Here is a 12,384-nt window from a genome sequence, read left to right on the forward strand (position 1 = left end):
ATTTCTTCCCTTACCGGGCACAACCTCGAGTGAACCCCGTCGTTCTGGCGCACCGATGAAGCCCGATAGAATAGCAGAAGTTTTCCACAGCGACGAGATTCCGCCTTTTCAGGGCATTGACCGACGGTGATGAACGCGTCGTCTTCGCTGACAGCACCAACGGACTGCCTTGGGACAACGCGTGGTCTTCTGCAGCCAGGTTGTCGTCTGGCGTCCATTGCTCCGTGAGTGCGTTTGACAGCCCCTTTCTGACAAGGGTAGCCTCGCATAAATCAATGTCTATAAATCATTCAACGTAACGGCTGCTGATCGTTGACTCCTTTCACTATTCCCTGTCCTGCTGTCGGAAATGATTTCAGGCTCTGCAGTTGTAGCTCTACACACCCGGACAATCCTTGTCGTCGCCCCTGATTCGATCACCTCAACGGAAGTTTTCGGATGAATTCATTTCGAACCAATCGACGGAATTTTCTGGTTTCTGGTGCGATGGCATCCGGCGCCTTCCTCTCGGCAATGGGGAGAGGAAGGTTTCCGGAACCGCTGAGAGCTGCCGAAGAGGCAGCGCTTTCTGGGGCTCCCAAGCTCAAAATTGCTTCGGTCAAAACCTATCTGCTCCGGACAACTTTGAAGCGTCCTTTCGGCGTGTCCGTCTCCGTACCTCTCGATTCCACGCGAGAAGTCCTGCTCGTCAAAATTGAATCCGACTCGGGACTGGTCGGCTGGGGCGAAACCATTCCGATTGGGGGCATTCGAGCGGCAATCGACGAGGTGCTGGCCCCTCAGCTCATTGGGAAAAATCCCCTTGAATACCGTCGACTCTGGCGGCAAATGTGGGGAGCGAACTTCGGAAACGGACTTGCGGTAGGGGGAGTGGACATCGCCCTTAACGATCTGCGAGGAAAAGCCCTCAACTTACCCGTTGCAGAACTCTTCGGTGGACGACTCCGCGACCGGATCCCCGCCTACGCATCGGCCATGAACTACCTGGAAGGCCTTCAGCCGGAAGATCACTATGCCGAAGAGGCAGTCGAGAAGAAGAAACTCGGCTTCAAAGCGATGAAAATGCGACTGGGACGATATTCCGTCGCCCGTGAAGCCAAAGTCGCTGAAGCTGTCAGAGACGCAGTCGGTCCCGACATTCTGCTGATGGCCGACGGAAACGGGGCCTACACGCTGGAATCGGCAGTCAGGATGGGAAATGTTTTGAATCGACTCGGCTTCGAAGCGTTTGAAGAACCACTTCCCCAGTCCCCTCGCTATGCCGGGTATGAAGAATTGCGTCGGAAGCTCCCCTTATCGTTGGCTGCGGGGGAAGTGGTTGACTCCCGAGCCAGCGCCAAGGATCTGATCGACCGGCGGGCGATGGACATTATCCAGCCCGATATCAGTCTGTGTGGAGGCCTGGCCGAAGCCCTTTACATCGCCGAGACTGCTGCCCTTTCCGGCATCCGCTGCATCCCGCACTGCTGGGGGAGTGACGTCCTGATCGCCGCCACAACCCACCTTGTCTCTTTGCTGCCCGACCCACACTGGGGCCTGCCTACTGACACGCCCCTTCTGGAACTCGATCAGTCCGAAAACCCGTGGCGCGACGGAATCGCCAAGGGCTCGTTCCCTCTCAAAGACGGTCTCATCGATGTACCGACCGGTCCGGGACTGGGAATCACCGTCGATGAGGACTTTGTGAGAACCTACGCGGTGTCGTGAAATGCAGACCTGCGTCCCCGGTTTTTCATAAGAATATTTTCCGATCGCCCTCATCTCGTCTCGGTTCGGACGAAGCCAGTCACATTCCAGTTAAGTCTTGCACCGCCATCAGTTACCGACCGGCGTCAAATTGGGGCGTGTCTGAGGCGCGTGAGTGTGAGTCCGCTGAACGGCGATCGTTCGAACACTGCGCTCACCATTCGTCTTGAATGTGGGCCTGCCCCTCGTTAGCATCGATCCCGGATCCTTCGGGATTCGAGAAACCTCTGCCGTGTTCGATACGGGGCTTGTGCGTTGACCCTACAACTTCTTCATGCGGGAGTTTTCTAGTTCGGCCGCGTGTATATCCGCGATCGCACTTCGGTGCCTTCCCGGCTCACACAACCCGGACATGAGGCTCCCCCCTGAATCCTTTGGGTTCAGAACCTCAGCGTTCCAACGGCACTGGCGGAGGCTTCTTTTTATCCAGCGAGACGATTTTTCATGGCCTTGTTCGACCGGCTGGAAGCAGAGCATCGCAACGCGGTTCGCCCCTTAGCCGCGCGGATGCGACCAAGAACACTGAGTGAATTTGTCGGACAGCACCATATCCTCGCCCCCGGCAAGCTTCTCCGCCGGATGCTGGAGGCGGACCGAATCTCATCGGTTGTTTTCTACGGGCCACCGGGAACAGGCAAGACATCCCTGGCCGAACTCATCGCCCAACACACCAAGCGAACATTCCGTTCGTTGAACGCTGCCGCTGCGGGAGTCAAAGAGCTGCGCGACGTGCTCGACAAAGCACGCGCGGATGTTTCCACTGGCGGAAACCGGACAGTTCTCTTCATCGACGAACTGCACCATTTCAACAAACAGCAACAGAATGTCCTCTTGCCTGATGTGGAGGATGGAATTGTCTCACTTGTCGCAGCGACGACGGCCAATCCCTTCTTCGCATTGATTTCGCCCTTGCTGAGCCGCAGCCAGATCTTTGAGTTGCAACCCCTCTCGACGGAGGATGTCGTTTACTTGCTCGAAGCCGCACTCAAAGACGCCGTGCGGGGTCTGGGAGCAAAAAAAGTCACAGCGACACCTGAGGCGCTGAAATTTCTGGCCACCGTCTGCGATGGCGATGCCCGCCGGGCGTTGACCGCTCTGGAAATCGGCGTGTTGTCGCTCGATCCGAAGACCGCTGAGTTTGATCTGGCCGCGGCCGAAGAATCGATCCAGAAAAAGCAGATTCGCTACGACGCCGATGGAGATGATCACTACGACGCAGCGAGCGCCATGATCAAGAGTATCCGTGGCAGCGACCCGGACGCAGCCATCTACTGGATGGCCCGGATGCTGGCAGCGGGCGAGGAACCCCGGTTTGTCGCACGTCGGCTGGTGATCTCGGCTGCTGAAGACATCGGTAATGCGGATCCCCACGGCCTGGTCCTGGCCCAGTCCGCGGCAGCCGCCACGGAATTCATCGGAATGCCGGAATGCCGAATCATTCTCGCCCAGGCAGTGACCTATCTGGCCCTCGCACAGAAATCGAATGCGGCTTACAAGGCCATCGACGCTGCGATGGAGGATGTCACCAATTCACGACTGCTGCCCGTCCCAGTCCATCTGCGGGACGCACACTACCAAGGTGCAGCCAGACTCGAGCATGGCAAGGGTTACGAATACCCGCACGACGCCCCTGAGGGCTGGATCGCTCAGGATTATCTGGGAGTCGATCGCAGTTACTACGAACCGGTTGAGCGGGGCGCGGAAACAGAGATGAAGCGACGACTGGATCAACTGCGACAAATGCGCAGAACGGCACCGGATTCTCAACCTGAGTAATTCAGGTCATATGGCCAACATACGGTGCCCATCTCAACTTCAACAAGCTGGGTTATCCCCTGAGATGTGTGAGCCGGCGCAATTCTGGCGCCATAAGGTGGCTCTCAGCCGTGTGCGAGGTTTTGGCGACACGTGCGCGTTGTGACTTGGGCCAGTGTCAATTTGTTCAGAGAAATAAGAGGTAACGGTGCGGGACGCCCCATGTTCCCGCTCGATAAATTGCCCTCTCTGTATGCAGTCTCCCCTCAACATTCAGCTCGCTTTCCCGGCAGCGAGTGGAAATTCAGCTCCGTCAGCTCGCATCCAATGAGACAAATTCCTTAATTGCGGCCAATTTAGCTCGTTTTGAACGCTTTCGGGCGGCGCTCCGGCAAGTCCTGCCTGCAGTCACTCCTGTTTGGGAATGGTGACGTAGAATCGGGCACCGAACAGATCCCATTCATCTGGACAGACATTTCTCTTTCTCTTATCAATCGCCCGCACTTCTCCTTTTCCCAATTCAATTCGTTCGTATCACGTCACTTTCGGCGACGCGATCATTTCGTTGCGTGGAGTCAACATGACCACTGCTGTCGGACACGGTCCGCACTCTGTTGCAGGAAGTTCCCTGGGAATGGTTTTTCCAATCCTGGTGGTCCTTTCCGTCCTGGTGCTGATTGCCCCCGTGCCGCCAGTCGTCCTGGACCTCTTACTCGCCGCCAACGTGACCGCATCCGTCCTGATCCTGCTGACGACGATTTCTGTCCGTAAACCACTGGAGTTCAGTGTCTTTCCGTCACTGCTGCTGGTGACGACTCTGGTTCGGCTCGTTCTGAACGTTGCTTCGACTCGCCTGATTCTGACTCAGGGGCCCACCGCAGGAACAGAGGCCGCCGGCGTCGTCATCGAAACCTTCGGACGATTCGTCGCTCAGGGGCAACTGATCGTTGGCCTGATCCTGTTTGCAATTATCGTGGTGATTCAGTTTGTGGTCGTCACAAAGGGTGCCACAAGAATCAGCGAAGTCGCTGCACGATTCTCGCTCGACAGCCTCCCCGGCAAGCAATTGGCGATTGATGCCGACGTAGCTGCCGGGACGATCACTCAGGAACAGGCCCGACTCCGTCGTCAGGAACTGACCGACCAGGCAGACTTTCATGCCGCCATGGATGGAGCCGGTAAATTTGTTCGCGGTGATGCGATCGCTGGCGTCCTGATCACTGTCATCAATCTTGTTGGCGGCTTGTCTATCGGCGTCATTCAGCATGGCATGTCCATCCCCAATGCACTGGAAGTCTACTCAACCCTGACTATCGGAGACGGTCTTGTCTCGCAGGTTCCCGGATTTCTGATCGCGATCGCTGCAGGGTTACTGGCGACGCGAAGTTCTCGCGAGTCGAACCTGTCGCACGATGCGGCTCACCAGATGTTCCAGGAGCCCACGGCACTCTTCCTGGCAGCGGCCTTCGCCACCGCTCTGGCCTTCACCGGCCTGCCCATGATTCCTCTGGCGACTTTGGCAGTCGGCTGTGTTCTGATCGGACTGAGCGTCAAATCAGTCACCTCGTCGAAAACCCAAGCCGCGGCCTCTGCGAACAGCTCTCCGGCAGTAAATTCGACTCAAGTACATTCCGTCTCGCCCGCTCAGTTCAAGCGTGAGCAGCGTCCAGAAGATAAACTGGCCATTGAACCAATCGAACTCGAACTCGGCTTTCGCCTGATCAAGCTGGCCGACCCCGATGCAGGGGGCGACCTGATGGACCGGGTCACTCAGTTGCGAAACAAGATTGCGCTGGAGCTGGGAATCATCCTGCCGAAGGTCAAAATTCGCGACAGCCTGCGATTGAGCGACTGCGGTTATCGAATCAAGCTGCGAAATGTCACGGTGGCCTCCGGCGTACTTCGCCCCGAAATGCTGCTGGCGGTCAACACCGGGCTGGTCAGCGGCGAGGTGAACGGCCAGGACGTCATCGAACCATCCACCGGTCGCGCCGCGAAATGGATTGAGTCATCGCAAGTCGAGAATGCAAAGGTCTGCGGATATAAGGTCGTCGAGCCCGCCGTCGTGCTGATGGCTCACCTGGCCGAGATCGTCAAAACACATGCAGACGAGCTGCTGACCCGACAGCATGTTCATCAGCTACTGGAAACACTCGGCCGAACCTCACCCAAGGTTGTCGAAGAACTGATCCCAACGCTCCTGAAACCAGCTCAAGTCCACCAGATCCTTTGCAATCTTCTGCGAGAAAACGTTCCGGTTCGAGACCTTGAAACGATCTTGGAGACTCTCGGAACTTACGCAGATCAGACCACCAATATCACGACGTTGACCGAACTCGTTCGCAATGCCCTCAGTCGCACAATCTGTCAACAGTACCGCGATGCCAATCGAGTGATTCATGCAATCACTCTCGATCCGGCGCTCGAAGACGTTCTCTGCGGCGGCTTTGAAGGATCTGAACGAGGCCTTTCAATCAAGTTAACGCCGCAAATCATTGAAGGTGTCACTCACGAACTTTCACGTCAGACAAGCCGGTTGACTCGCGAAGGATATCTTCCAGTCGTCGTCTGCTCGGCACAGGTTCGCCCCGTCCTTCGGCAAATCACCCAAAGCTCGCTCCCCAAACTTGCAGTACTCAGCCTGCAGGAGATCTCCCGGGATACGGTGGTTCAGCCGCATGGGCAAGTTCCAATCAACTCCATCAAGATTCCTCAGAAGAGGCCCCTCGATGGACAAAAACGTCACCCGCTGGTCGCAGCCATGACGTGATCACTGCAACTGAATCCTCCCATTCAACTGCAGCGCAATTGACAACGGATAGAGCAGAACCCAGGCCCAACCGGGTTCATGCACCAATCTTGAATCGACGCTCCCTCGAATCAAGATCGCCGACGATTTTCTCCCCAACTCCAAAATTTGAATTTCGCAGCCTACTGCAATTGGCTGGGTAGATCAGCTGACGGTGTTCGCCCCGTTGCTCGATCAACAGTCATCGTCCGTACTTTGACACGCTCCAATCACAACAACAGCAGCTTTATTCAGATGATGCCAACACCCTTGCACATGAATGATCCGTTTAACGCCCCTATCGATCGGGGGCAGACGCGAGGTGCCCCTGACCTTGCGGAATCGAAAAGCTCACTTCCGGTGATGCCACGATTACCGGATCGACAAGCCGTCGGGAGCCCTTGCTCAACCATGTCGAATCGAGTCACTGGCCTGAGGCAATTACCTTCCTGTGGAGACACTCAGTTGATGATTGCCGCGTAAATCTTGATTTCTTCTTTTCCAATTTTCCATTTTGATCCAGAAGAGGCCGGTTATGACGTTCGGGGGAATTAAAGTGAATTAGTTCAAATGGAAGGGTTCCTTGTGCCGATAATGATTGAACGGGATATGGCGGAGTGTCTGATCAGAGGACGTCTGACCTGTCCACCAGGAAGGTGGAAGCGTTCAGCCAGAATCGGATCAACAGCGCAAATCGGCTTGAATTGAATACTGGTAACTAAATAACCACAGCGCGGGCATCGACGCCACGTCCACAGAGAATCACGCTGTGGAAGCCGGTTGCTCACCATGGAGGGTGTGATGGTAATGAAGGTTGCAACGGACGAAGAAATCGCCCAGGTCTGGCAGGACTTTAAGCGAGATCAATCCAATCAGAACTTGCGAAACGCTCTCATCGAGCGATTTCTTCCGCTTGTCCGATATAACGCTGAACGGGTCTGGGCCAAGCTTCCCGACGGAGTCGATCTGAACGATCTGATTTCCGCCGGAGTCTTCGGATTGATGGATGCCATCGAAGCATTTGACCTCGACCGCGGCGTCAAGTTCGAAACGTACTGCGTCCCCCGTATCCGCGGTGCCATGCTCGACGAACTGCGCACGATGGACTGGGTACCACGCCTTGTCCGTAGCAAAGCCAGCAAGCTGGAAGCGGCACGCAAGGAAGCGGAAGCCGAACTCGGCCGTCCTCCATCAGATGCAGAAATCGCCCAGAAGATGGGCCTGCCGATGGAAGAGTATGACAAGCACAAGTCAGAAGCTTCTGCCGTCAATCTCGTCAGCCTGAACAAGAAATGGTACGAAACGGACAGTTACAAAGACGTCCGCGAAATCGATATCATCGAAGATACCAAAGGGGAAGACCCCACCGACAGCATCCAGAAACGTGACGTGATGAAGCTCGTCACCAAGGGGCTGAACCGCAATGAGCGATTGATCATCATCCTCTACTACTATGAAGAGCTGACGATGAAAGAAATCGGTACCACTTTGGGACTGTCGGAATCACGCGTCAGTCAGATGCATTCCAGCATCGTCGCACGCCTGAAGGATCAGTTGAACCGCCGTCGTCCCGAATTTGCACAGTAGCATTCAGCCGCGTGTCAGCGAGAATGAACTCGCCCACGTGCCCCATCAAAGCCCGACATCATCACGCGATGGTGCCGGGCTTTTTTGCATTGCGATCATCACTCCCGCGCTATCCAATGCCGTTCGAATTTGTACAGATTCAATCAGCAGACAGGACGCTGCTGGTCCCCTTTCTACCACAGCCCCGGATCACTCGCGAACGAGCTTTTTCAGTACTTCGACGCCACGCGCCAGCGTCTCGTTCTCGGCTGCAAAACTGACGCGGAAGTGAGTATCGTGCGGACTGAAGACGTTACCGGGGATGATCAATAGACCATTCTCGATCGCCCGCTTCGTAAACTCGGTGCCGGTCCCCTTCGGCGACTTGATGAACAGGTAGAATGCCCCGCCACTGCCACGAATGTCGTAGTCGTCTTTCAACTCGTTGATCAGGAACAGACGTTTCTTCGCATAGTCGGCCACGTGATGCGAAACGTCATACGACATTGCTGCAAGCCCCGCCCATTGGACGGGCTGCGGTGCACAGACGAAGGTGAACTGCTGCAACTTAATCATCTGTTGGATCAGATGGGAAGGCCCGTGAGCAAACCCGAGCCTCAGTCCGGTCATCGAGTGAGACTTGCTGAATCCGTCGATCACCAGTGTCTGGTCGTTCCACTTTGCCGGACTGACGAAGGGTTGTTCATACGTAAAGACGCGATAGATTTCGTCGCTAATGAGGCAGATGTTCTTTTCGGCGGCCAGTTCCGCCAGCCCTTTCATCTCTTCTTCCGTCGCGACATGCCCTGTGGGATTGCAGGGGCTGTTGCACAGAATCACCTTCGTTTTCGGTGTGATCGCATCACGGACCTTGTTCAGATCAATGGTAAAATCAGGATAGGTATCAATCACGCGGCAGGTTCCCCCAGCCAGCGTGACCAGATGCTTATACATCACAAACCAGGGATCAAATACGATGACTTCGTCACCTGGATTCACGAGGACGGAAAGTGCCAGAAGCAGCCCGCCACTCGTTCCACTGGTGATGAATGTCTGACGGTCGGCATGCCCCAGTTCCGCAGTCACTCGAGCCTGTAACGCTTCCCGGAGGGGAGAGATCCCCTGAGTCACGCTGTAGACGTTCTTTCCCCCCTCGACCGCAGAAATCAGCGCTTTCTTGACCGGGTCGGGCGTATCGAAGTGAGGTTGTCCGATACTCAGATTGATCGGATCTTTCATCGTCGCCGCCAGGTCGAAGACCTTGCGAATGCCAGAGGCATCGATCTGATGCATCCGATCAGCAATCCAGGAATCACTCATTTGTTCTGTCAGTTTCAAGTAAGAAATCGCCAAGTCGGCTCAGACACAATTCTCACAATACCACACCGCCTCGGCCCATCGGTACTGAATTGATCATCGTCAGCGGAAGACGGATGCACGGGATGCCGGGTCTTAGTTGGGGTCCCGTCAGCGAGAAAAGAAATCGACCACTGCGGGAATTGGCATGAGTCGTCCCTCAGGCCCCTTCCCCGAATCGGAATTTGAAGCGATCACCGGGACCGGAGAGTCGTGTGCAGCTTGACGAAACCCTCGCACGCTACGTCGTCAAATTCGGCTGAGCGGCAAAAAAAGCCGCCAGTTGATGGGGCAGCCAGCCACTGCAACACACTGGCGTTTCGCAGAATCCTGATTGATTTGTCGTGTCAATTGCGTACCGTGTCGCGTCCGCCACCCTGTCCCGCCCGGTTTCCAGCGGAACAGAAAGACCTGTTCCGCTCCCGAAGGGAACTCGTTGCGATCAACCCGTTCCGAGACCGCGATCGTAGGCTTCCAGGTCGCGCAGGTAGAGCGCCAAGGATGACTGCAGCGTTTCGCGATTGATCTTCCACTGTGGCGATTCGTCCGTGTATCGGTGACAGTGTTCGACCAGCAGTCGATGCAGAAACTTGAACAGATGCCGGGGAACTCGCAGTCTTGAAAGATGACCCACCAGTTCCGCTTCGCTGATGGAGTCGTCGAACCAGTTCTTGATCGAGACCTGCTTGTCCGCATTCGTGTTACAGGCACGGGCCCGGTCATTTGCGAGGTCAAACAGCGATTCGCCGGTCCATTCGAGAGTGCGAATCAGATTCTGCTTGTCGAGCCGTGACTTTTCGTAGAATTCCTTATCTTCCCGCGTCAGGTAGAAGCTGACTTCGACGGGCAGCAGTAGCTTGAAACCAATACCCGCATGCTTGAGGAACTTGTTGTCGAACATCGACCACAAGAGAGCCTTCATCCGCTCGGGGGAACCATTGATCAAGTGGGGTTCATCGACTCGATCGACCAGCACGGTGATCGAATCGAATCCGAGTCCCTCCAGAATATTCTGGAGTTTCGTCAGCAATTCATAACGATCGTCGCTGCGGTCACGTGACGGAATGGGCTGTCCGACCAGATCCTTGCTATCGAAGTGGCTCAACACAGATCGCAGCTGGTTAACGGGGCGGTCCAGGACGCGAATCTGACGGGCGACCTTCCAGCCCAGCGTGGCCATCTTGAACTGATTCCATAGCCAGGGTGCCCACCCGGCAACCAGCACCAGCCAGGGCCAGTACCGCCCCAGTTGATCCAGCTTTTGCAAGTAAGCGAGCAGACCGAACAGGACGCCAGTGGTTGCGAGCCCGATAGTGAAATCGCAATAACTGCGCCAGTTCGATACTCCGAGTTTCCGACGCAGGCTCGACCAGCGAGTCAGCTGCGCGTTGTCTGTGCTGTGATCGTAAAACGAGGCCAGCAGCAGCAGGTCTCGCTTGTTACTGGGTGACAACGTCGCCGCTTTTTCTGCCGAAGCGTGAAACGGTCCCTGTTCCGAGGAACTTTTGCGCGAGGTAATATCATCAACGAGCGCCGTGGTGGCGAGTGAAAGGATGCAGTCGATGTGATCCCAAAGACGCCACTTTTGCAGCGTCTTTTCGGGTTTGGCCCCAGTCCAGCCGACTTTCTCGTTGAAGGAATCGAGGAACGGATTGAAGTCATCGTAATCGACGATGAAGACCCGGTGATCGGGATTTGCTTTATTGTACTTTGCGGTATGTTCGACAATCTGAAGCCGCAGAGCCGTTTTACCGCTCCCCTTCTCACCGAAAACAACGGCCGTGGAGGGGGTCGATGGATCGCCGTAGATTTTGTCCCACGCAGGATGGAAGGTGCCATCCGCTCCCAGCTTCTGAAACAGCGGATCGGTCTGGGCGTCTTCCTGACTGAAGGGGTTCTGATTAAGGCCGTGGTGTTCGAGAAACTGCTGAACTTTCATCGGTGTTTCCGTGGCAATTCCCGGTGTCATCGGAGTGCCCGATGAACCAGAAGCGTGGTAGTGGGTTCAGGACCGTCAGGCGTCGCAACTCGTTTGCCGTTTCCACCGACGGCAGCCGAACGACGTAGCTCACACTCGAGGAGCGACCGCAAGGATTGCTCGAACAACGGAACTCGAACGCTTGCGTGAGCCCGGCGGGACAAACGCAAGGACGTTTCGATCCACAAAAAACGAACAAATCCCCGTTCACCTTCGCATGCGAATCGTTGAAGACTCTACGTGCGAGAGTGTGCGTCGTCTACTCAGTTCACCGAGATTCCGATAATCGAACATCCGCCCCTGGACGATTTCGCTCCCGGACGATTTCCACCCTCCATGCTGAAAGTTCAGAGTCACTTCGCCGTCTTGCTTTGCTTCACTGCAGGGAACACCTAGAATCACGGCAGGAAAATTGCACGAGAAGAACCGACAAGTCTGCCCCGTTTGCATCATTCTGAACGACCGATTTCACTCAGGAGATTATTATGGCTTTCGTATTGCCACCATTGCCGTATGCGACGAACGCGCTCGAGCCGTTTATTGATGCCAAGACGATGGAGATTCACCACACGAAACACCATCAGGCCTACATCAACAACGCCAACGCGAAACTCGAAGGACAGCCAGCACTCGCCAATAAATCGGCGGAAGAAATCATCAGCAACCTGGCAGCCGTTCCCGAAGACATTCGCACCGTCATCCGCAATAACGCAGGCGGACATGCAAATCACTCGCTGTTCTGGACCATTCTCGCTCCTCACACCGGAGCGGAACCGACCGGCGAACTCGCCCAGGCGATCAACAGCACCTTTGGCAGCTTCGCCACGTTCAAAGAAAAATTCAACGCGGCCGCCACGAGCCGCTTCGGCAGCGGTTGGGCCTGGCTGTCGTTCGATAAGGGCAAACTGCTCATCGAAAGCACCCCAAACCAGGACAGCCCCCTGATGGAAGGCCGCACGCCACTGCTGGGACTCGACGTCTGGGAACACGCTTACTACCTGCACTACCAGAACCGCCGACCAGACTACATCGCCGCCTTCTGGAACATCGTCAACTGGCCTGAAGTTGCTCGCCGCTATGCAGAAGCAAAGAAGTAATCTCACACCTGCGAGAGAGCAGTCGACAGGCTGATCGTTCAGAAGACCCTTCGTTTTCTCGACGTACAGCACTGACTGCGAAATGACCCGCGTGCCAC

Annotated in this window: 7 protein-coding genes and 1 other RNA gene; 6 read left to right on the top strand and 2 right to left on the bottom strand. The window is 55.7% G+C overall.

Going from position 1 to position 12,384, the window contains the following annotated elements; all coding sequences use genetic code 11:
- Window positions 1-438: 438 nt before the first annotated feature.
- From ACGY09_RS02355 to ACGY09_RS02375, 5 genes are all read left to right on the top strand, one after another.
- Window positions 439-1,707, top strand: coding sequence for a mandelate racemase/muconate lactonizing enzyme family protein (locus ACGY09_RS02355; protein ID WP_397570328.1), 1,269 nt, complete (start codon window positions 439-441; stop codon window positions 1,705-1,707).
- 260 nt (window positions 1,708-1,967) lie between these two features.
- A non-coding RNA gene (gene ssrS / locus ACGY09_RS02360) (6S RNA) lies at window positions 1,968-2,165 on the top strand.
- A 25-nt stretch (window positions 2,166-2,190) separates the two neighbouring features.
- Window positions 2,191-3,522: a replication-associated recombination protein A gene (locus ACGY09_RS02365; RefSeq protein ID WP_397570329.1), complete on the top strand. Its 1,332-nt coding sequence runs from the start codon at window positions 2,191-2,193 to the stop codon at window positions 3,520-3,522.
- Window positions 3,523-4,081: 559 nt separating this feature from the next.
- A complete protein-coding gene (locus tag ACGY09_RS02370; protein WP_397570330.1) occupies window positions 4,082-6,271 on the top strand; it encodes a flagellar biosynthesis protein FlhA in 2,190 nt (729 codons plus the stop codon).
- 825 nt (window positions 6,272-7,096) lie between these two features.
- Window positions 7,097-7,876 carry a FliA/WhiG family RNA polymerase sigma factor gene (locus ACGY09_RS02375; protein ID WP_373653778.1) on the top strand — a complete coding sequence of 260 codons (780 nt, stop codon included), beginning with the start codon at window positions 7,097-7,099 and terminating at the stop codon, window positions 7,874-7,876.
- A gap of 189 nt (window positions 7,877-8,065) precedes the next feature.
- Here the strand turns inward: ACGY09_RS02375 and ACGY09_RS02380 are convergent, their stop codons facing one another.
- Window positions 8,066-9,175 (bottom strand): pyridoxal phosphate-dependent aminotransferase, encoded by a 1,110-nt coding sequence (locus ACGY09_RS02380; RefSeq protein WP_373651687.1) that lies wholly within the window; start codon window positions 9,173-9,175, stop codon window positions 8,066-8,068.
- A 478-nt stretch (window positions 9,176-9,653) separates the two neighbouring features.
- Complete coding sequence (locus ACGY09_RS02385) at window positions 9,654-11,150, bottom strand: hypothetical protein (RefSeq protein WP_397570331.1); 1,497 nt, start codon at window positions 11,148-11,150, stop codon at window positions 9,654-9,656.
- A gap of 524 nt (window positions 11,151-11,674) precedes the next feature.
- On the opposite strand from ACGY09_RS02385, the gene ACGY09_RS02390 reads away from it, so the two are divergent.
- The gene (locus ACGY09_RS02390) at window positions 11,675-12,286 is read left to right on the top strand and encodes a superoxide dismutase (protein ID WP_397570332.1); all 612 of its coding nucleotides are present in this window, start codon (window positions 11,675-11,677) and stop codon (window positions 12,284-12,286) included.
- Window positions 12,287-12,384: the final 98 nt, after the last annotated feature.

The sequence above is a fragment of the Schlesneria sphaerica genome (assembly GCF_044336245.1).
Lineage (GTDB): Bacteria > Planctomycetota > Planctomycetia > Planctomycetales > Planctomycetaceae > Schlesneria > Schlesneria sphaerica.